Annotated in this window: 18 protein-coding genes; 4 read left to right on the plus strand and 14 right to left on the minus strand. The window is 67.5% G+C overall.

The features are described from left to right. Positions 1 to 88: 88 nt before the first annotated feature. The 4 genes from gshB to BFE01S_RS24215 form a co-directional block, all read right to left on the minus strand. The gene (gene gshB / locus BFE01S_RS24200; protein WP_028227730.1) at positions 89 to 1,045 is read right to left on the minus strand and encodes a glutathione synthase; all 957 of its coding nucleotides are present in this window, start codon (positions 1,043 to 1,045) and stop codon (positions 89 to 91) included. Positions 1,046 to 1,157: 112 nt separating this feature from the next. Beyond that, positions 1,158 to 2,447, minus strand: a complete 1,290-nt coding sequence (gene gshA / locus BFE01S_RS24205; protein ID WP_028227731.1) for a glutamate--cysteine ligase — start codon at positions 2,445 to 2,447, stop codon at positions 1,158 to 1,160. A 397-nt stretch (positions 2,448 to 2,844) separates the two neighbouring features. Further along, positions 2,845 to 4,308 carry an ammonium transporter gene (locus BFE01S_RS24210; protein ID WP_028227732.1) on the minus strand — a complete coding sequence of 488 codons (1,464 nt, stop codon included), beginning with the start codon at positions 4,306 to 4,308 and terminating at the stop codon, positions 2,845 to 2,847. Between the two features lie 39 nt (positions 4,309 to 4,347). After that, on the minus strand, positions 4,348 to 4,686 hold the full coding sequence (locus BFE01S_RS24215) for a P-II family nitrogen regulator (RefSeq protein ID WP_027795982.1): 339 nt from the start codon (positions 4,684 to 4,686) through the stop codon (positions 4,348 to 4,350). Positions 4,687 to 5,242: 556 nt separating this feature from the next. Here BFE01S_RS24215 and BFE01S_RS24220 point away from each other — a divergent pair. Beyond that, on the plus strand, positions 5,243 to 5,500 hold the full coding sequence (locus BFE01S_RS24220) for an accessory factor UbiK family protein (RefSeq protein ID WP_028227733.1): 258 nt from the start codon (positions 5,243 to 5,245) through the stop codon (positions 5,498 to 5,500). A gap of 132 nt (positions 5,501 to 5,632) precedes the next feature. After that, the gene (locus BFE01S_RS24225; protein WP_028227734.1) at positions 5,633 to 7,198 is read left to right on the plus strand and encodes a YifB family Mg chelatase-like AAA ATPase; all 1,566 of its coding nucleotides are present in this window, start codon (positions 5,633 to 5,635) and stop codon (positions 7,196 to 7,198) included. 359 nt (positions 7,199 to 7,557) lie between these two features. Here the strand turns inward: BFE01S_RS24225 and BFE01S_RS24230 are convergent, their stop codons facing one another. Continuing rightward, positions 7,558 to 8,118, minus strand: coding sequence for a hypothetical protein (locus tag BFE01S_RS24230; protein ID WP_245621177.1), 561 nt, complete (start codon positions 8,116 to 8,118; stop codon positions 7,558 to 7,560). Between the two features lie 212 nt (positions 8,119 to 8,330). Here BFE01S_RS24230 and BFE01S_RS24235 point away from each other — a divergent pair, with 212 nt between their 5' ends. Beyond that, the gene (locus BFE01S_RS24235) at positions 8,331 to 8,867 is read left to right on the plus strand and encodes a TlpA disulfide reductase family protein (protein WP_028227736.1); all 537 of its coding nucleotides are present in this window, start codon (positions 8,331 to 8,333) and stop codon (positions 8,865 to 8,867) included. A 77-nt stretch (positions 8,868 to 8,944) separates the two neighbouring features. Here the strand turns inward: BFE01S_RS24235 and BFE01S_RS24240 are convergent, their stop codons facing one another. The 9 genes from BFE01S_RS24240 to BFE01S_RS24280 form a co-directional block, all read right to left on the minus strand. Continuing rightward, positions 8,945 to 10,306, minus strand: a complete 1,362-nt coding sequence (locus BFE01S_RS24240) for a sigma-54-dependent transcriptional regulator (RefSeq protein WP_028227737.1) — start codon at positions 10,304 to 10,306, stop codon at positions 8,945 to 8,947. 28 nt (positions 10,307 to 10,334) lie between these two features. Beyond that, complete coding sequence (locus BFE01S_RS39920; protein WP_407668243.1) at positions 10,335 to 12,332, minus strand: sensor histidine kinase; 1,998 nt, start codon at positions 12,330 to 12,332, stop codon at positions 10,335 to 10,337. A gap of 174 nt (positions 12,333 to 12,506) precedes the next feature. After that, positions 12,507 to 13,790 carry a dicarboxylate/amino acid:cation symporter gene (locus BFE01S_RS24250; RefSeq protein WP_174464466.1) on the minus strand — a complete coding sequence of 428 codons (1,284 nt, stop codon included), beginning with the start codon at positions 13,788 to 13,790 and terminating at the stop codon, positions 12,507 to 12,509. A 432-nt stretch (positions 13,791 to 14,222) separates the two neighbouring features. Further along, the gene (locus BFE01S_RS24255; RefSeq protein ID WP_028227739.1) at positions 14,223 to 15,128 is read right to left on the minus strand and encodes an ABC transporter permease subunit; all 906 of its coding nucleotides are present in this window, start codon (positions 15,126 to 15,128) and stop codon (positions 14,223 to 14,225) included. Beyond that, positions 15,125 to 15,988 (minus strand): taurine ABC transporter ATP-binding protein, encoded by an 864-nt coding sequence (locus BFE01S_RS39925; RefSeq protein ID WP_042338390.1) that lies wholly within the window; start codon positions 15,986 to 15,988, stop codon positions 15,125 to 15,127. Before BFE01S_RS39925 ends, BFE01S_RS24255 begins: the two co-directional genes overlap by 4 nt. A gap of 48 nt (positions 15,989 to 16,036) precedes the next feature. Continuing rightward, positions 16,037 to 17,107, minus strand: coding sequence for a taurine ABC transporter substrate-binding protein (gene tauA / locus BFE01S_RS24265; protein ID WP_084170122.1), 1,071 nt, complete (start codon positions 17,105 to 17,107; stop codon positions 16,037 to 16,039). A 325-nt stretch (positions 17,108 to 17,432) separates the two neighbouring features. Then, a complete protein-coding gene (gene lipA / locus BFE01S_RS24270) occupies positions 17,433 to 18,437 on the minus strand; it encodes a lipoyl synthase (RefSeq protein ID WP_028227741.1) in 1,005 nt (334 codons plus the stop codon). Between the two features lie 92 nt (positions 18,438 to 18,529). After that, positions 18,530 to 19,381 (minus strand): lipoyl(octanoyl) transferase LipB, encoded by an 852-nt coding sequence (gene lipB / locus BFE01S_RS39930; protein WP_245621178.1) that lies wholly within the window; start codon positions 19,379 to 19,381, stop codon positions 18,530 to 18,532. A 160-nt stretch (positions 19,382 to 19,541) separates the two neighbouring features. Beyond that, a complete protein-coding gene (locus BFE01S_RS24280; protein ID WP_028227742.1) occupies positions 19,542 to 19,868 on the minus strand; it encodes a DUF2917 domain-containing protein in 327 nt (108 codons plus the stop codon). Positions 19,869 to 19,967: 99 nt separating this feature from the next. On the opposite strand from BFE01S_RS24280, the gene BFE01S_RS24285 reads away from it, so the two are divergent. After that, on the plus strand, positions 19,968 to 20,945 hold the full coding sequence (locus BFE01S_RS24285; RefSeq protein ID WP_028227743.1) for a transcriptional regulator GcvA: 978 nt from the start codon (positions 19,968 to 19,970) through the stop codon (positions 20,943 to 20,945). The last annotated feature ends 63 nt before the right edge of the window (positions 20,946 to 21,008 follow it).

Below are 21,008 nucleotides of genomic sequence, written 5' to 3' on the forward strand. Positions count from 1 at the left end.
GGGCGAGGAGCTTTTGCTCGCGCCGCGACCGCACTGTCTCGCCCTGCTACGTCTTTCAATTCCCTACATGCAGACGCAGCGCGCCGATTCAAGCCGCCGCCGCGCGCTCCAGCGCATCGACGAACATCGCCGCCACGTCGAAGCCCGTCTGCTCCATGATCTCGCGAAAGCACGTCGGGCTGGTGACGTTCACCTCGGTGAGCCAGTCGCCGATCGCGTCGAGCCCCACCAGCAGCAGGCCGCGCGCCGCGAGCACCGGCCCGAGCGCCCGCGCGATCTCGAGGTCGCGCGCGGTGAGCGGCTGGGCGCGGCCAAGGCCGCCGGCGGCCAGGTTGCCGCGCACCTCGTTGCCCTGCGGAATGCGCGCGAGCGAAAACGGCACCGGCTCGCCGCCGATCAGCAGAATGCGCTTGTCGCCGTCCTTGATCTCGGGGATGAACTTCTGCGCCATCACGCTGCGCGCGCCGTCGTGGCTCAGCATCTCGATGATCGAGCCGAGGTTCATGCCGTCCGCCTTCACGCGGAACACGCCCATGCCGCCCATGCCGTCGAGCGGCTTGAGGATCACGTCCCGGTGCTCTTCGTGGAACGCGCGCAGGCGCGCCGCGCTGCGCGTGACGAGCGTGGGCGCCACGAACTGCGGGAATTCGCCGATCGCGAGCTTCTCCGAATGATCGCGGATCGACTGCGGGCGGTTGAAGATCTTCGCGCCCGCGCGCTCGGCAATCTCGAGCAGCCAGGTCGAGGTCACGTACTCCATGTCGAAGGGCGGGTCCTTGCGCATCACGACCGCATCGAAGCCCGTGAGCTCGCGCGCAGCGTTCTGCGCGACGAACCACGTTTCGCGGTGCAGGTCCGCCAGATCGCCGACGATCTCGAAGCGCCGCACGTCCGCCTCCACCCGGCCGTTCACCCAGGCGAGATGCTGCGGCTCGCACGCGTAGAGCGTGTGGCCGCGGCGCGCGGCCTCGGCCATCATCGCGTAGGTCGAGTCCTTGTAGATCTTGAACCGCTCGAGCGGATCGGCGATGAAAAGAATGTCCATGTCGTCCCTGCGGCGCCCGCTTCGCGGGCGCGGGTTATCCGTTATCTGAAGACTGCGTGAAAAAGGCAGGCGCAATGCCCACCCCGCCTGCCTGTTCTATCCGGTCGGCCCATTACACCTGGATCGCCTCGGGGTCGGTCTTTTCCAGCTCGACCGACGCCGCCAGCAACCCGAGCCGCGCCACCACGCCGTACATGTAGAAGCGGTTGGGCGGCGCCGCGCCCGGCTTCGCGCGCGTGTCGGGCAGCGCGGTGTGTTCGAAGCCGAGCGGCACGAAGTGCATGCCCGGCGCGCTCAGGTTCTGGTCTCGCTCGCGGCTGCCGTGCGCGCGGTAGAAGCCGCCCACCACGTAGCGGTCGATCATGTACACCACAGGCTCGGCCACTTCTTCGCCGATGCGCTCGAACGTATACACGCCTTCCTGCACGATCACGTCGCGCACTTCGAGGCCGTCCTTCGTCGCCGACATCTTCGCACGTTCGCGCCGCGTGAGTGCGGCGACCTCGGAAGCGTCGTGCACCATCATCACGCCGCGCCCGTCGGTGCCCGCGTCGGACTTGATGACGACGTAGGGCTTTTCGGTGATGCCGTACTCGCGGTACTTCTTCGCAATCTTCTTGAGCACGGCGTCGATGGCCGCGGCAAGCGCTTCCTCGCCCGTGCGCGCCTCGAAGTCCACGCCTTCCACGTGCGCGAAGTATGGGTTGATCATCCACGGGTCCACGCCCACCATCTTCGCGAACTTCTTCGCCACGTCGTCATAACAGGCGAAATGCGTGGACTTGCGGCGCACCGCCCAGCCCGCGTGCAGCGGCGGCAGCACGTACTGCTCGTGCAGGTTCTCGAGCACGGGCGGAATGCCGCCCGACAGATCGTTGTTCAGAAGAATCGAGCACGGGTCGAAGTTCTTCAGGCCCACGCGGCGCGCCGTGCGCTCGAGCGGCTCCAGCACGATCTTCTGGCCGTCGGCGAGCGGGATCGTGACCGGTCCGGCGATGTTCTCGTCGAGCGTGCCGAAGCGCACGTTCAGGCCCGCCTGGCGCATGATCGTCGCGAGCCGCGCGACATTTTCGAGATAGAACGCGTTGCGCGTGTGCTGCTCGGGAATCACGAGCAGGTTCTTGGCGTCGGGGCAGATCTTCTCGATGGCGGCCATGGCGGCCTGCACGGCGAGCGGCAGCACTTCCTGCGGCAGGCAGTTGAATGCGCCGGGAAAGAGATTGGTGTCCACCGGCGCGAGCTTGAAACCGGCATTGCGCAGGTCCACCGAACAGTAGAACGGCGGCGTGTGCTCCTGCCATTCCAGGCGGAACCAGCGTTCGATGGCCGGCGTCGCGTCGAGGATGCGCTGCTCCAGTTCGAGGAGCGGCCCGTTCAACGCCGTAACCAGATGCGGGACCATAAAGTCGTACTCGCGGACTAAAGCAACGATTGTAGGGAAAGCGGGAGTCTATCTGGGGACGATTCCGCGCGGTACAAGATGCTTTTTCCCTTACGCTGCGCAGGGTCAATCGAGGTGCCCCCACCCCGCTCGCCGTCTGCGTGCGCCTCGTCTCATTCTGGACCGCGCGAGCCCGCATGCGCAATGGGTGCGCCCGAAGTGCGCCCCGGGGTGCGCCCGGGGTGCGCCGCCAGACTCGCCGCCCGAAGGCCACTGGCCGCACTCGCTCCGGCATCCGGCGCCCCGAAGAAAAAGGGCCCGCCATGAAGGCGGGCCCAACTCGCTGCGCTGCTGTAAAACGGCTTACCCCGTAGGAGACGCTCCCGGTCCCGGCCGGAAGCGTCCAGAGTCTTACTGGTTACTCGACACGCTCGCCGTGCAGGATCACGTCGAGACCTTCGCGCTCTTCTTCTTCCGTGACGCGCAGGCCCATCACCATGTCGATGACCTTCAGAAGGACGAAGCTCACCACGCCGCTGTAGATGAGCGTCGTGAGAACGCCCTTGCACTGCAGGATGATGCTGGCATCTTGCCCGCTGAGGTCCTTGACCGCGAACACGCCGGTCAGGATCGCGCCGACGATGCCGCCGATGCCGTGCACGCCGAAGCAGTCGAGCGAGTCGTCGTAGCCGAGCTTGCCCTTGAGCCACGTGGCCGACCAGAAGCAGATCACGCCTGCCGCAATACCGATCACGATCGCACCCGCCACACCGACGAAGCCCGAAGCCGGCGTGATCGCCACGAGGCCGGCGACGGCGCCCGAAGCGATGCCGAGCACCGACGGCTTGTCCTTGAAGATCCATTCGGCGAACATCCAGCCGAGTGCGGCACAGGCGGTCGCGACTTGCGTCGTGAGCATGGCGAAGCCGGCACGGCCGTCAGCCGCGACTGCCGAACCCGCATTGAAGCCGAACCAGCCCACCCACAGCATCGCAGCACCGATCAGCGTGAGCGTGAGGTTGTGCGGCGCCATCACTTCGCGGCCGTAGCCCACGCGCTTGCCGAGCACGAGACAGCACATGAGGCCGGCAATACCTGCGTTGATGTGCACGACCGTACCGCCTGCGAAGTCGAGGATGCCTGCGGCGGCGAGCCAGCCGGTCGGTTCCCAGACCATGTGCGCGATCGGCGAGTAGACGATGATCGACCACAGCGTCATGAACACGAGCATCGACGAGAACTTCATGCGGTCGGCGAACGCACCCGTGATGAGCGCCGGCGTGATGATCGCGAACGTCATCTGATAGACGAAGTACACGGTCTCCGGAATGGTCGGCGCGAGGTGGCTCACGGTGAGCGTCACGCCCTTGTCGCCGTGGATGTAGTTCATGCCGGCGAGGAACACGCGCGAGAAGCCGCCGATGAACGAGTTACCCGGCGTGAACGCGAGCGAGTAGCCCACCACCGTCCAGACCACCGTGACGACGCAGGTGATCGCGAAGCTCTGCATGAGCGTCGCGAGCACGTTCTTCTTGCGGACCATGCCGCCGTAGAAGAGCGCGAGACCCGGGATCGTCATGAACAGCACGAGCGCGGTGGAAGTCAGCATCCAGGCGGTGTCGCCGGAGTTGATCTTCGAGGCATCGACGGAGAACGGTGCGGTCGGCGCGGCCGGTGCGGCGGCGGCCGACGCATCGGCGGGGGCGCTTGCCGCGGGGGCGGCGGCCGTTGCCGGAGCGGCTGCGGACGCGTCGGGAGCGGACGCCGCGGCGGTGGGCGCCGACGCGGCGGCAGGCGCGGAAGCGTCGTCCGCCAGCGCGGCGCCGACGCCGCCAGCCAGCAGCGAGCCGGCCATCAGCAAGGACATCAAAAGTTTGCGCATCTCGGTTTCCTCTTGTCTCTCTCTAATGTCACTGGGCGATCACAGGGCGTCTGCGCCGGTCTCGCCGGTGCGGATGCGGATCACTTGTTCGATCGGCGTGACGAAAATCTTCCCGTCGCCGATCTTGCCCGTGCGGGCTGCGCGTTCGATGGCCTCGATGGCCTGCTCCACGATGTCGTCGGACACGGCGGCCTCGATCTTCACCTTGGGCAGGAAATCGACGACATACTCCGCGCCGCGGTACAGCTCCGTGTGGCCCTTCTGGCGACCAAACCCCTTCACCTCGGTCACGGTGATCCCCGAGACGCCAATGGCCGACAACGCCTCGCGCGCCTCATCGAGCTTGAACGGCTTGATGATTGCTGTAATGAGCTTCATGTAGTCCTCGCTGTGGTTGCTTCATCCCTTTATTCGCATATGCAACGGGCGCCGGATGGACGGGTCACGTGCAGCCGGCGCACCGCAAGCCAACCGCTGTTCGGTGCGCGGGGCAGTATTAGCAACACCCGTGCCAATCTGCACGAAGCCGATACCGGCCCGCTTCGATGCAGGAATCGCGCAAGGCGGGGACAATGCCGGTCCGCGGGCCGCCAGCCCCGGCCTGCGGGGCCTGGCCGGATGGCCAACGTGGCCTGCGCGCGGTGGCGTGGCGTAGGGAAGGTTGCTAGAGTGTCTTCAGGCTCCGTGGCCCGGGGGCATCGCCGAAGCACCGCGGAACGCGCGTGGAATCGCCGCAGAACGGGCGCAGGCGTCGTGGCAAGCCACTTTTCGCCGGGCGCACGGCAACGCGGCCGTGCAGTTCGTGGCGGCACGCACCAGATGCGCCCATGAGCGCCGCCGGCTCCGCATTGACGCACCAAGTTCGCTCATGACGGGGTGCGAGGCACAGACGAAACGAAACACGCACATTTTTTGTGCAGAGAAGGGGAATCGAATGAAACAACCGAACGACGTATTTAATGATCTGCAAAATCGCGTGAGCGAACTGCTCAAGAATTCGCCCGCGCGCGACGTCGAGCGCAACGTGCGCGCCATGCTCTCGCAAGGCTTTTCGAAGCTGGAACTCGTGACGCGCGAGGAATTCGACGCGCAAACCCAGGTGCTCGTGCGTACGCGCCAGCGCCTCGAAGAACTGGAACGCCGCGTAGCCGAACTGGAACAGAAGCTGCCCGTGACTGGCCAGTCGTCCTGATCATTGCCCGCGCGCACCTGCTGCAAGCGAGTCGTAGCTTGACCGCAATGGAACCGTAAAGAGGCGCGAGCCTCACCAGCCTGGCGCATCGGGAGTCCCGGCTCCTCATCGCGCCATCCTTCGGAGAATCCCATGTCGCTTGCCGTGGTGCGCAGCCGCGCGCCGGCTGCTGGCCGCGCGCCGGAAGTGACCGTCGAAGTTCATCTCGCCAACGGGCTGCCGTCGTTTTCCATCGTCGGCCTGCCCGATCTCGAAGTCCGCGAAAGCCGCGAGCGCGTGCGCGCCGCCCTGTCGAACTGCGGCTTCGATTTCCCCGTGCGCCGCATCACCGTCAATCTCGCGCCCGCCGACTTGCCTAAGGAGTCCGGACGATTCGACCTGCCCATCGCGCTCGGCATCCTCGCCGCCAGCGGGCAGATTCCCGTGGATTCGCTCGGCCAGCGCGAGTTCGCGGGCGAACTCTCGCTCACCGGCGCCGTGCGGCCGATGCGCGGCGCCTTCGCCATGGCGTGCGGCACGGCGCGCGGGCAACGCAATGCGAGCCCGCCGAGCCCTCGCGCGCCCGAGCTCTACTTGCCGGCGGAAAACGCCGCCGAAGCGGCGCTCGTGCCGGGCGTCGATGTGTTCGGCGCGGCCGACCTGCGCTCGCTATGCGCGCACCTCGCCCGCCTGGCCGGCGAAGAAGGGGCACGGCTTGCGCCCGTGCGCGCCGGCCCGCCGGACGCAGGCGCGGCCGGCGCCACGACATCCGTGCCGGACATGGCCGACGTAATCGGCCAGCGCGGCGCACGGCGTGCACTCGAAGTCGCCGCCGCAGGCGGCCATCACCTCCTGATGGTCGGGCCGCCCGGGGCGGGCAAATCGATGCTCGCCGCGCGCCTCCCGGGCCTCCTGCCGCCGATGACCGACGACGAAGCGCTCGCCTCGGCCGCCCTGCTCTCCGCGAGCCCGGCCGGGTTCTCGCCGCAGCACTGGCGGCAGCGGCCGTTTCGCGCGCCCCATCACTCGTCGAGCGCGGCGGCGCTGATCGGCGGACGCAATCCGCCCCAGCCGGGAGAGATCACGCTCGCGCATCTCGGGGTGCTGTTCCTCGACGAGCTTCCGGAATTCGACCGCCACGTGCTGGAGACACTGCGCGAACCGCTCGAAGCAGGCGCCATCACCATCTCGCGCGCCGCGTGGCAAACCGACTTCCCGGCGGCGTGCCAGCTCGTGGCGGCCATGAACCCCTGTCCGTGCGGCTGGCGTGGCGATCCGTCGGGCCGCTGCCGGTGTACGCCCGAAAGCGCCGCGCGCTATCTGCGCAAGCTCTCCGGCCCCCTGCTCGACCGCATCGACATCCAGATCGAGATTCCCGCGCTGCCCACCGCCGAACTCGCGGCGCGCGCCCAAGCCCCCGGCGAGCACAGCGCCGCTGTCGCCGCCCGCGTGCACGCGGCGCGCGAACGCCAGCTCGCGCGCCAGGGCAAAACCAATCGTGAATTGAGCGGCCGCGATACCGACGCGGTCTGCCGCCCCGACGCCGCGGGCGAAACACTGCTGCGCGAAGCGGGCGAACGTTTCGGCTGGTCCGCCCGGGCCTACTATCGCGTGCTCAAGGTTGCGCGCACCATCGCCGACCTCGCCGGCTCGGCCATGCCGGCCGCGGCCCATATTGCGGAAGCCATTCAGTATCGACGCGTATTCGCGGACCGTTAGGGTCGGCGCAGGTCATCACCGCGTCAAAATTGAGACGTCAAGACTTGACTTATGCACATTCCTTCATATGGGTGCCGGAATTGTGAACAACCGGCGTCCATCTGGACGCGCTTACACAAGCCATTGATTCAACTGGATTTTTAAAACTGCCAGGAAGCCGGGCAAACTAACAAAAAGCCCACAGCGCGGCCTTCCCCGGCCAGTTCTCCGGCTTTTTCCACAAAGTTACCCACAGCATCTGTGGGTAACCCGTAAACCCTCAATCAAATCCGGGTATTAGCGCAAAATCCTGGAGTGGAACCTTCAGTCCTGCCCGCAGTCTCCCGACGTGCAAGGCATTCAACATCTGCCCTCAATATTCAATAGAGCCGAAACGACTGGAAGAACTGATCGACCTGCTCGACGGGCGGCTCCGTGCGCCCCACGATCGCCACCTGGTAAGCGTGCGCGCCCTTCGCGACAAGGCGCGCGTGGATCGTGCGCGGCTCCGTCTTGCCCCCGGACGATCCCGCGTTGCCCGTGAGCCGCATCTCGATGCCATCGACCGAGCCGCCGCCCACGAGCGGCACGGCCACCTCGTGCGTCTCGGGCGGCGCGCCGACGTTGCGCGCGAGGCCGTCGCGCAGGAAGGCAATCGCGGCCCGCTGGGTCGCGGGCTGGGCATCCGGCAGGTCGAGTGTGCCGACCACGAACACCGCGCCGTCCACTTCGACCGTCTGCATGCGCATGCGCATGGACGTGCCGTCCACATTGACGTCGCGCTGGTCGGAACCCGGCTTCGCGGGCAGATCGACACTGTAGCCGCTCGTATTGTTCGTGACCGTGCGCCAGTTGTAGTCCGGCGAGCAGGCGGACAAGCCCGCGATCAGCCCGGCCACCAGCCCCGCCGCCAGCGCCACAGCGCCGGCCGTGCGCGGCATCCCCCCGCGAGCGGAATGGGGACGAAGCACGCGGGCCGGCAAAACACGAAGCATTCGAAGCGCGGTCGTGAGCATGAAGCGCGGTAGCCACAGTGAAAGGAACGCGACATTATCCGCCGCCGGTTCCGGACATAGCGGCCCGCAAACGCTATACCGGGAAATTCGGCGCTAGAATGGTTGCGATTCGCCGCCTGGCGTCCGAGGTTCTGCCCATGACCGCTGCATCCCAAACTCCCCCGAAAACGCCCCGCAAGGGCCCGATCCCCCGCATCGCCGCGGCGATCGTAGTCGTTGCGCTGGCCGTGGCCGGCTACTTCGCCTTCTTCGGCAGCCAGCAGCGCGTGCCGGACGCCACCTTCACGCTGCTCTCGGGCCAGAAGATCTCGACTGCGGACCTGAAGGGCAAGGTCTATCTCATCAACTTCTGGGCGACGAGCTGCACCACCTGCATGCAGGAGATGCCGCAGATGGTTCAGACCTATAACCGCTTCAAGGGCGACGGGCTCGAATTCGTGGCGGTGGCGATGAACTACGACGCGCCCATGTACGTGGCGAACTACGCGCAAACGCGCCGGCTGCCGTTCAAGGTGGCCATGGACGACGGTTCGGCGGCGAAGGAGTTCGGCAACGTGCAGCTCACGCCCACCACCTTCGTCGTCGATCGCAACGGCAAGATCCTCAAGCGCTACGTGGGCGAGCCGCAGTTCGCCGAACTCGATCAACTGCTGCAAAAGGCGCTTGCGACCTGATCGCCACGCCTCAATCACCACGCTTCACCCCGCGGAAAACGGCAGCGCCACAATGCGCTGCCGTTTTGCTTTTTTGCCTAGCCGCGCGCGTCCTGATCCGCTCGCACGACGAGCCCATAGCGGCGGATCTTTTCGTAGAGCGTCGCCTTCGCCATCTGTAGCTGCTCGGCGGCCTGCGCGACCGCGCCGCCCGCCTGGGCCAGCGCATCCGCAATCAGCGCGCGTTCGTACTGCTCCACACGCTCCTTGAGCGGCTGCGGCGCCGCCCCGCTGCCGTCCGCGGGCGCGGCGGCATCGTCGGGAATCCCCAGCACGTAGCGGTCGGCCGCGTTGCGCAGCTCGCGCACGTTGCCCGGCCAGTCGCGCTGCGCGAGGCGCATGCGGTCGCGTTCGGTGAGGAGCGGCGCGGCGCGCTGGTAGCGCACGGCCGCATCGAGCAGGAAGTGCTCGAAGAGCGGCACGATATCCTCGCGGCGCTCGGCGAGCGGCGGCAGCGCGATGGTCACCACGTTGAGCCGGTACAGCAGGTCGCGCCGGAACGTGCCCGCCGCCACGTGCTCGCTCATGTCGCCCTTGGCGGCCGCCACCACGCGCAGGTCCACGCGCACCGGCTGGTTCGATCCCAGCCGCTCCAGCACGCCGTCCTGCAGCACGCGCAGGAGCTTCACCTGGAGCGAGAGCGGCATGCTCTCGATCTCGTCGAGAAAGAGCGTGCCGCCCGCAGCGTGTTCGAGCTTGCCGATCCGGCGTTTGGTCGCGCCCGTGAAGGCGCCCGCCTCGAAGCCGAACATCTCCGATTCGAACATCGGCTCCGGCAGCGCGCCGCAGTTCACGGCGACGAACGGCCGGTCGCGGCGCGGCGAAAGCTCGTGCAGGCTGCGCGCGATCAGTTCCTTGCCCGCGCCCGTGTCGCCGTTGATGAGCACGGCGGCGTCGGTCGGCGCCACGTTCGCGATCAGGCGGCGCACCTGCTCGATGGCCGGGCTGCGGCCGATGATGCGCGGCGCGAGCGGATTCTGCCCCGCCAGCTCGCGGCGCAGCGCAAGGTTTTCGAGCACCAGCATGCGGCGCTCCAGCGCGCGGCGCACGGTTTCGGTCAGGCGTTCCGCGGCGAACGGCTTTTCGATGAAGTCGTAGGCGCCGTCGCGCATGGCCTGCACGGCCATCGAAATGTCGCCGTGGCCGGTGACGAGGATCACGGGCACGTCCGGCGCGCGTTCGTGGCAGTGCGCGAGCAACTCGAGCCCGCTCGCGCCCGGCAAGCGGATGTCGCTCACGACAACGCCCGCGAATTCGGCGCCGATCAAGGGCAGCGCGGCTTCGGCCGTGGCGAAGCCGGTGGCGTCGAAGCCGGCCAGTTGCAGGCTCTGCACGCCCGCGCGCCGCACCAGTTCGTCGTCCTCGATATAGAACACCCGGCCGGCGTGTTGAGTCACCATGTTCGTTCGCTATCCTGATTCATCCGGTTCAGACATCGGCGGCCGGCACGCGCGCCGCGCTCACCTGCGCCCGGCGCAGCGTCAGCACGAAGCGGGCGCCGCCGCCGGGTTCGTTTTGCGCGGCCAGCGAACCGCCGCAGTCGCGCGCGATCGACGACGAAATCGCCAGACCAAGGCCCATTCCCTGCCCCATCTCCTTCGTGGTGAAGAACGGCTCGAAGAGGCGCGGCATGACGTCGTCGGGAATGCCCGGGCCGTTGTCGCGCACGCCGATCGCGAGCGTCGCGGCCTGCACCTCGATGTCGATCGCGATGCGCGGCGACGGCACGTCCGCGACGGCGTCGAGCGCATTGCCGATCAGGTTGATCAGCACCTGTTCGAGCCGCAGGTCGTCGCATTGCGCCACCAGTTCGGCATGGCCGCGGTGCGGATCGAAGGCGACGCTGGCCGCATCGGCGGCATCCGTGCGGTCGGTGAGCGTGAGCGTCACGCTCACGCCCGCGAGGCGCTTGCCGAGCAGCGCGAGCGCATTGCGCAAGGCGCCCGCCACCGGCGAGCGCAAGCTGCGCGGCCGCGCCCGCCCCACGAAGAGCTTGAGCTGGTTGACGATCTTGCCCATGCGTTCGGTGAGCGAGCCGATCGCCTCCAGATTTTCGTGCGCCGCCTCGTACTGGCCGCGCTCCAGAAACACGCGCGTGTTGTCCGAGAAGCTGCGCAGCGCCGCGAGCGGCTGGTTGAGTTCGTGCGTGATGCCCGCCGCCATCTGGCCGAGCGCGGCGAGCTTGCTCGCCTGGATCAGTTCGTCCTGCGCGGCGCGCAACTCGGCTTCGGCGCGCGCGCGTTCGTGCACCTCGCGCTGCAACTGTTCGTTCGCCTGCGAGAGATCGGCGGTGCGCTCGGCCACGCGTTCGTTGAGCATCGCATAGGCTTTTTGCAGCATCGCGCGGCTCTTCATCATCTCGTTCACGCGCGCGCGGCGCTGCCGCCAGTAGAAGCCGAGCAGGCACAGCGAGACGTAGCCGAACCCCGTCATGACCGTCACGCTGCGCGCCGCGTCGACCACGGGGCCCACCGGCGACATCGTCACGAGATGCCAGTCCGGCTCGCCCAGCGCGCGGCGCGTCTCCAGGTAGCGCGGCGCGCGCAGGCCGCGGCCGATGCGCACAATGTCGGCGTCGCCCTCCAGCACGCGCTCGACATGTGCGGGCAACGGCGCGATGGTCTGACGCGCGTACTGCTGGGTCTCGTCGATCGAAGCGAGGATGTCGGCGGGGAGCGGGCGCACGGTGCGGTACTTCCAGGCCGGCACCGACGACAGAAAGATCACGCCGTGATCGTCGGTGACGAGGAGCGGCTCGGTGGGATCGGTGCCCGGAAACCATTCGAGATTGAGCTTCACCACCACCACGCCGACGATCTTGCCCTCGCGGCGCACCGGCTGCGAGAGGTAGTAGCCGGGATCGTGCGAGATCGTGCCGATGGCGAAGAAGCGGCCGACGCCGCCTTTCGCCGCATCGATGAAGTAAGGCCGGAAACGGTACTGCACGCCGACGAAGCTGTCCGGGTCGCGCCAGTTGCTGGCCGCGATGCATTCGCCGTCGGCGCCGATGATGTAGGTGGTGGTCGCGCGCGCGTGGCGGTTGACGTCTTCGAGGTAGCGGTTGGCCGCCAGCACCCACTCGCGCTTCGGGTTCGCGAGCACGTCCTGCACGAGCGGGTGCTCGCCCACGATATAGGGCAGCGATTCGTAGCGCTCCAGCGTGCTCTTGAGCGCGGCCGTGGTGCGGTCGCCGCGCACGGCCGCGTCGCGGCGCAGCGAGTCGATGCCGCTCTTCCACGCGAGCGTCCACGTGAGGGCGCAGACCGCGGCAAGCCCGGCGGCGAGCACGAGGAGGATGAGCAGGCGGCGCGTCACGAGAGCGGCTTCAAGGTGAATCGAACGGGATGGGGTGATTGTGGCACATGCCCGGCACGCAGCAGCATGCCTCGGCTCGAACCCCGGCAGCCGATGCAACGCATGGCGCAAACCGTATCGGCCCCGCATCCGGAGAAAAAAAGCAGCGCGCCGCAGGGGAACGACGCGCTGCCGGGCGGCGGAGGGAAGCCGCAACAAGCTGGGGTTGCGCGCGGGGCCGCCAGGGCATTCCGCGCGGCGACGGGCAGTCTCCTGACAGTCTCTCAAGCGCCTCTTAACCGCCTCTCAAGCGCCCGCGCCTTCCTTCACTTCGACCTCGCCCGCCAGCACGGCGCGCAGCTTCTCGCGGTCGAGCTCCTTCTCCCAGGCGGACACGACCACCGTGGCCACGCCGTTGCCGACGATGTTGGTGAGCGCCCGGCACTCGCTCATGAAGCGGTCGATGCCGAGAATCAGCACCATGCCCGAGAGCGGGATCGTGGGCACCACGGCGAGCGTCGCCGCGAGGGTGATGAAGCCCGCGCCCGTCACGCCGCTCGCGCCCTTCGAGGTGAGCATCGTCACCGCGAGCAGCGTGAGCTGCTGGGCGAGCGTGAGGTCGGTGTTGGTGGCCTGGGCGATGAAGAGCACCGCCATCGTCATGTAGATGTTGGTGCCGTCGAGGTTGAACGAGTAGCCGGTCGGCACCACGAGGCCGACCACCGGGCGCGAGCAGCCGAGCCGCTCGAGTTTCTGCATGAGTTGCGGCAGCGCCGACTCCGACGAGCTCGTGCCGAGCACGATCAGCAGTTCTTCCTTGATGTACGAAACGAAACGCACGATCGAGAAGCCCACGTAGCGCGCAATCGCACCGAGCACGATCAGCACGAACAGCACCGAGGTCAGATAGAACGTGCCGATCAGCTTGAGCATGGGAATCAGCGAGCCCACGCCGTACTTGCCGATGGTGAACGCCATCGCGCCGAACGCGCCGATGGGGGCGAGCTTCGTGATGATCTTGACGATCCCGAACAGCACGCCCGACACACCTTCGATGAACTCCGTCACCACCCGCCCGCGCTCGCCGATCTGCGCGAGCACGGCGCCGAACAGCATCGCGACCAGCAGGATCTGCAGGATCTCGCCCTGGGCAAACGCCGAGAACAGCGTGTCCGGGATGATGTGCATGAAGAAGTCCACCGTGCTCTGGCCGTGCGCCTTCTCTGCAAACGAGGCGACCGCTTTCGCGTCGAGCGTCTTCACGTCGACGTTGAAGCCCGCGCCCGGTTTCAGCACGTGAGTGGCGATCAGGCCGAACACCAGCGCGAAGGTCGAGACGATCTCGAAGTAGAGCAGCGCCTTGCCGCCCACGCGGCCCACCTTCTTCATGTCCTCCATGCCGGCGATGCCGGTCACGACGGTGCAGAAGATGATGGGGCCGATCACCATCTTGATGAGCTTGATGAAGCCGTCGCCGAGCGGCTTCATGTCGATGGCGAGCGCCGGCGAGTAGTGGCCGAGGATGACGCCCACGACGATCGCAACGATCACCTGGACGTAGAGGACTTTGTGGAAGGGTTTCTTCACGATCTTTCCTGAATCTGAAAGTAAGACGATGGCCGGGCGCAGGCGGGCGGCGCGGATGCACGATCCGGGCAGCAGCCGCGCGGCGCAGGCCGCGACAGAACGGGGAATCAGCGAAACCGGGAAGGGGTAACGGACATCGGCTGTCTCCTTGCTGTAGTTGTCGGACCTGGGTGGCCGTGGGCCCCTTTTTGCAAGGTTGATGCCAGCGGCATCGTGCGCGGGAAGCCTTGATTTACAAGGCTTTTCGGGTTCGGGAACGGCGAGGGAATCTGGATTTCCAGAAAGCGCGGCGGCGCGCGTCCGGGTTTCCGGAATGACAAAGGCCGCGGGCTGGCCGCGGACTTGAGAAAGGGGACGCCGGAAGCGCCGCTTGCGAGCGGGGTCTACGGGGGCAAATATCAGGCAAACGCCAAGCCAATGCCAGAAAACCGCGCCTTAGCCGCGTCCCTTCCAGGGCACGAGCCGCCGCTCCAGCACGCGCATGCCGAGATCGAAGCCCCAGGCGATGAGGCCGATCAGCACGATGCCCATCACCACGACGTCGGTGCGCAGGAAGCTCGACGCATTGAGCACCATCTGGCCGAGGCCCGCCGTGGCGGCGACCATTTCGGCGGCGACCAGCGTGGTCCAGCCGAAGCCGATGGCAATGCGCAAGCCGGTGAGGATCTCGGGCAGCGCGGCGGGCAGCACGACGAAGCGCACGATCTGCCAGAAGCTGCCGCCCAGCGAACTCGCGGCGCGAATCTGCTCGACCGTGGCGCTGCGCGCGCCCGCGCGCGCCGCCATGGCGATGGGCGCGAAGCAGGCAAGCCAGATCACGACGATCTTCGCGGTCTCGTCGATGCCGAACCAGATCACGACGAGCGGCAGGTACGCGAGCGGCGGCAGCGGCCGGTAGAACTCCAGCGGCGGATCGAGCAGCCCGCGCGCGACGCGCGACACCCCCATCAGGATGCCGACCGGAATCGCGGTCGCGGCCGCGAGCGCAAACGCGCCGAACACGCGCAGCGCGCTCCAGGCGAGATGCTCGGAGAGCGGCAGGCCGCCCTGGATGCGCCCGTGCCACGCATCGACGAAAGCCTGCCAGACGGCTTCGGGGGTCGGCAGAAAGAGCGGCGGCAGCCAGTGCAGATGGGTGGCGAGCCACCAGAGCAAGGCCAGCCCCGCGACCGATGCGGTGGAAAGCGCCGCGGTCGGCCCTTCGCCGGGCATGCGCCAGACCCTGGCGCTCGAAGCGAGGTCGGGCGCATCGGGCACCGCCGCCGCGCGCGCCGTGTTCTCGGCCCGCGCAAGCGGCCCCTTCAGCGCCGCCTCACGCAACGGTTCCTGTGCAACGCTCATGACCTTCCCCTCCCGGTCGCGACGGCCGCTTGCGCACCCGCTGCCACCCCATGCAAGGTAGCCGGCACGGCCGGCTCGCCCTCGCGCGCATGCAGCAGATGAATCAGCCGCTCGCGCCATTCGATGAATTCCGGCGAAGACTTCACCGCCCGCGCATCGCGCGTTTGCAGATAGCGCCGCGCGAACGGCAGCGCGTACTCGTGCCCGATACGGCCCGGCCCCGGCGTCATCACCACCACGCGGGTGGCGAGAAAAAGCGCCTCCTCCACGTCGTGCGTGATGAAGAACACCGTCTTCTGCGTGCGGCCCCAGACGTCGAGCACGAGTTCCTGGATCGACTCGCGCGTCATGGCGTCGAGCGCGCCCATCGGCTCGTCCATCAGCAGCATCTGCGGATCGCTCGCGAGCGCGCGGGCGAGGCCCACGCGCTGCTGCATGCCGCCCGAGAGCGCATACACGCGCGAGCGCGCATGCTGTTCGAGCCCCACCAGCGCGAGCTGCTCGCGCGCCACGCGCTCGCGCTCCGCCTTCGGCACACCCTGAAAGCGCAGCCCGAGCGCGACGTTATCGAGCACGTCGAGCCACGGCATCAGCGCATGCTTCTGGAACACCACGCCGCGCCCGGCGCCCGGCTCGGTCACGCGCGCGCCGTTCACGCGCACTTCGCCCTGCGCGGGCTGGATGAAGCCCGCGATGCAGTTGAGCAGCGTGGTCTTGCCGCAGCCCGACGCACCCAGCGCCACGACGAACTCGCCGCTCGCCACGTCGAGATCGACGTTGGCGAGCGCGACATTGGCGGGCGCGCCGCGCGTCGCGCCTTCATAGACGACGCTCAGGTTGCGGATTTCAAGCGTGCTCATGGTGCGGCCTTCATGCAAGGATCGGGCGATGAGCCCCGGTGTGCCCGTTCAATGCGAGGACGCGCGCTGAACGTACTGCGGATCGACGCCCACCGAGTAATCGGGCAGCACGTTCTGGATCGTCCCCTGCGCCTTGAGGAAGGTCGCGGTGGCGAGCAGCGACTGCGCCGCGCCCGACTGGGCGCCGCCGCCCAGCCATGTCTTCGAAGACTGCTCGGCCGGCGTCGGGAATGCGTAGAGCGCGAGGCTCGCGGGCACGTCCTGCGCATTCGCGCCCGACTCCTTCGCCACCGCCTGCACCTGCGGCGAGGCGGCGCTCCAGGCGCTGCGATGCGCGCCGTAGTCGGCGTCGGTGGCGGCCAGCACCTTCACGAACTTCGCGACGAAGTCGGCGTTGTCTTTGGCAAAGCGCCGATCGACCACGAAGCCGTCGAAGGTCGCCTTGCCCGTGGCTCTCGCCACCTGCCCCGAGGTAATCAGCACGTGGCCGCTCTTCTTCACCTGCGCGAGCACCGGGTCCCAGATGTAGGTGGCGTCGATGTCGCCGCGCTGCCAGGCCGCCGCGACTTCGGGCGGACGCAGGTTCACGATCTTCACGTCGGCAGGGTTGACGCCCGCGTTCTCGAGCGCCACGAGCGTATGGAAGTGCGAGGTCGAAACGTAGGGCACGCCGATCGTCTTGCCCTTCAGGCCCGCCACGCTCGTCACGCCCGAGCCGTCGCGTGCGACGAGGGCTTCGGCGTCGTTGATGTTGTCGAGAATCCAGAAGAGCGAAATATCCACGCCCTGCGAGAGCCCCGCCGCAATCGGGCTCGATCCCGCCTCGCCCAGTTGCACCGAGCCCGAGGCGAGCGCACGGATCACGTCGGCGCCGCTCGCGAGCTTGCGGTAAGTGACCTTGTAGCCGGTTGCCTTCTCCACTTCGCCCGTTGCCTGCGCGTAGCGCCAGGGCACCACCATGTCCTGACAGGCGATCACGACTTCGTGCCGATCGCTGTCCGCGGCATGGGCGGCATTCGCGCCGAACGCGCACGCCAGCGCGGCGGCGAACGCCAGCGAGGCCGCGAGGGGCCGCGCGAAAGAACGCTTGATCGGCGACGAGGCAAAGGCGCGTTTCATCTGTACAGACTCCGAAGGATGTTCGATGGCAAGAAGGAGAACCCGACTATAGGGAGTCTGGCGGCAACCGGTTCTAATTTATCCGCGATAGCTAATGACGCCGCTCGGGCATTGCTTTTCGCGTTGAAGTGGAAAAGACGGGCGCGGCAGGCGGAGCTCGTATCGTGCACTGCAAACGCGCCGCGCATAGGCGCAAAAAAGCCCGCATTTAGCGGGCTTTTCGCGGGATGAGCCGCATGGGCAACCGGTGTCCGGCTCGACGCTTCAGGAAAGCGTCACGGCGGCTTTCAGTGCGACTGCGGGCGGCTTACGCCGCACCTTTCGGTCAGACCACGCCTGCGCCGTGCGCCTGCAGGTCGGCGTGATAGCTCGAGCGCACCATGGCGCCGACGGCGGCATGCGTGAAGCCCATCTTGTAGGCCTCTTCCTCGTACATCTTGAAGGTGTCGGGATGCACGTACGCGCGCACCGGCAGGTGGTGCTCCGAAGGCTGGAGATACTGGCCGATGGTCAGCATGTCCACGTTGTGCGCGCGCAGGTCGCGCATCACCTGGAGAATCTCTTCCTCGGTTTCGCCCAGCCCCACCATCAGGCCCGACTTCGTCGCGACATCGGGATGCAGCGCCTTGAAGTCCTTGAGCAGCTTGAGCGAGTGCGCGTAGTCCGAACCCGGGCGTGCTTCCTTGTAGAGGCGCGGCACCGTTTCGAGGTTGTGGTTCATCACGTCGGGCGGCGCGGCGTTGAGAATTTCCAGCGCGCGGTCCAGACGGCCGCGGAAGTCGGGCGTGAGGATCTCGATGCGCGTTTGCGGTGACTGCTCGCGCACCTGGCGGATGCACTCCACGAAGTGGCCGGCGCCGCCGTCGCGCAGATCGTCGCGGTCCACGCTCGTGATCACGACGTACTTGAGCTTGAGCGCGCCGATGGTGCGCGCGAGGTTCGCGGGCTCGTCCGGGTCGAGCGGATCGGGGCGGCCGTGGCCCACGTCGCAGAACGGGCAGCGGCGCGTGCACTTGTCGCCCATGATCATGAACGTGGCGGTGCCCTTGCCGAAGCATTCGCCGATGTTCGGGCAGCTCGCTTCCTCGCACACCGTATGCAGGTTGTGCTCGCGCAGGATGTTCTTGATTTCGTAGAAGCGCGAATTGCCGGTGGCCGCCTTCACGCGGATCCATTCCGGCTTCTTGAGCTTCTCGATCGGGATGACCTTGATCGGAATGCGCGAGGTCTTGGCCTGCGCTTTCTGCTTCGCGGTGGCGTCGTAGGGGACGGCCTCGGGGGCGGGTGCAGCACCTGCGCTGGCGCCTGCGTTCGTGATTGCGTCACTCATTCTGTCGATCCAGTCAGGCCGCCGCTGCAACGCCGGCCTGCGGTTGTGGCGGTTGCCCGCCTTCTCAGGCCGCGCGGGCGGCCGGTCAATCTCTAGCCGCCTGCGGCCGGGTCCGGTCGAGCCGCTTCGGCTGCCGGGTCTGCGGCGGCCGCTTCGGCCACCGAAAGCGTTGGCGCGAGACTCGCGCCGGGGTCCTTTGCCTCCTGCGCCGCAGGGCGGGCAGGGTGCGCAGCGAGGTTCGCCTCGAGCCGCGCGGCGAGCGTGGCGGCCACGTCCTGCCAGCTCGCGCTTGCGCCGAGCGTCGCCATATCGACGGTTTCGAGGCCTGCGTAGCCACACGGATTGATCGCGAGGAACGGCTTCAGATCCATCGACACGTTCAGGCTCACGCCGTGATAGCTGCAGCCGTTGCGGATCTTGAGGCCGAGCGCGGCGACTTTGGCGCCCACGTGGGCAGCGCTCGCGGCGCCAGCGCCTTCTGCATCTTCTGCGCCTTCTGGCACGTAAATCCCGGGGGCGCCGGCTTTGCGCGCACCCGCGAGATTATACGCCGCCAGCGTTTCGATCACGGCCTCCTCGATGAGCTCGACCAGCTCGCGCACCATGAGCTTGCGCCGCCTGAGGTCGAGCAGCAGATAGGCCACCACCTGGCCGGGGCCGTGATAGGTGATCTGGCCGCCGCGGTCGATCTGCACGAGCGGAATGCCGCTGTCGGCAACGAGCAGGTGCTCCGGCTTGCCGGCCTGCCCCAGCGTGAAGACGGGCGGATGCTCGACGAGCCAGATCTCGTCCAGCGTTTCGGCGGTGCGGGCGGCGGTGAATTCGCGCATCGCGTCGAAGCTCGCCTGATAGGGCTCGAGGCCGCGCCAGCACAGCACAACGGGAGCCGCCGATGCGAGATTCGATGGAGAAGCCGGCTCCGCCAATGCGGGGTCGGATGTCATTTGTGAGGGTGAGACCGGGGTGGCGCACATGATTTTCGGAAGTTTACCGAAATCGGCGCGAAGCCGCCGGATGCGAAAAGGGCGGGCGCATCGTCCGATCCGCCCGCCCCCACCCGCACCTTTTCAAGTCCGGCCAACCCGAACCGCCAAACCTGCGGCCTCAAACGGAATACCACCCGTCACCCTTATGAATGCCAAAGCGCGTTGCATAGCGCGCGAGTGCATCGAACAGGCGTTCGCCCAGCCGGGCCGGCGACTCGAACGCCACCCACGCGGCCCCGCCGCCTTCCGCGCCGATCCACAGGCGCTCGCCGCGCCGCAGCCGCAGCGTGTGGCCGGGTTCGAGCCAGTAATCGGCCGTGTCGTCGCTGCGCGTGAGCCACACGGCGCCGCAGCGCACCGTCACCCGCGTGCTGCGCGTCACGCGCACCGAAGCCACCTGATCTGCGAGCACCTCAAACGTGATATCCGAAGAAATTTCTCTCATTTCCGCCTCCGCCAAAGCTGCTTCCATGGCTACAATCGTAGGCGTAGCAAGGACTTAGGGAAAACGATCAATTTTCACGGCTATGTGAGAAAAATTACGATGGACCTTCGCCAGCTCCCCGCACTGAATGCGCTTAAGGCGTTCGAAGCCGCCGCCCGCCACGAAAGCTTTTCGCGCGCCGCCGACGAACTCTTCGTCACCCACGGCGCCGTCAGCCACCAGATCCGGGCGCTCGAAGGCGAGCTCGGCGTCGCCCTCTTCGCACGCGACGGCAAGCGCGTGCGCCTCACCGACACGGGGCGCCGCTACGCGCTCCAGGTGCGCGACGCCCTCACGCAGTTGATCCACGCCACCCAGGAAATCCGCGCCGGCGATCGCGACCGGCGGCTCGTGGTGTCGATCCTCTCGTCGTTCGCGGCGCGCTGGGTGACGCCGCGCATCGGCCGCTTCATCGAGGCGCATCCCGAATGGGACGTCGAACTGCAATCGACGAACCAGCTCGCCGACCTCGCCCGCGACGACGTGGACGTGGCGATCCGCTTCGGCTACGGTCACTATCCGGGCCTGCACGCCGAACTGCTGCTCGACGAAATTTTCTTTCCCGCCTGCTCGCCGGGCTTCAACGGCGGCCGGCTGCCCACCGAGCCGCGCGAGCTTGCCGGGTTTCCGCTGCTGCGCTCGGACGACGAACTCTGGCGGCCTTGGTTCGACGCCGCCGGCCTCACGGACTTTCCCGAACCCAAACGCGGCGTGCTTTACCAGGATTCGTCGAACCTGCTGCAGGCGACCATGGACGGCCAGGGCATCGCGCTCGTGCGCCGCTCGCTCGCGGTGCACGAGATCACGCTCGGGCGCCTCGTGCGGCTCTTCAAGGACATCGACGGTCCGAGCCCCTGGCGCTACTACTTCATCTGCACGCCGCAGCGGCTGGAAACCGGGCGCGTGCAGGCGTTCCGCACGTGGGTGTTCGACGAGGTCGCGCGTTTCAGGAAGCTCTACGAGGATGCCTGCGAGGCCGGCCCGCTGATGACGGCCGCTGCCGCCGCGCTGCGCGAGCGGGCCGGAGAGGCGCCCTGAGCCGCGCGCACGTGCGCCCCGAAAAAGGCAAGGGCCGCTCGAAAGCGGCCCTTGCCTCGCGAC

Origin of the sequence: Paraburkholderia ferrariae NBRC 106233 (assembly GCF_000685035.1) — a bacterium.
Taxonomy (GTDB): Bacteria; Pseudomonadota; Gammaproteobacteria; order Burkholderiales; family Burkholderiaceae; genus Paraburkholderia; species Paraburkholderia ferrariae.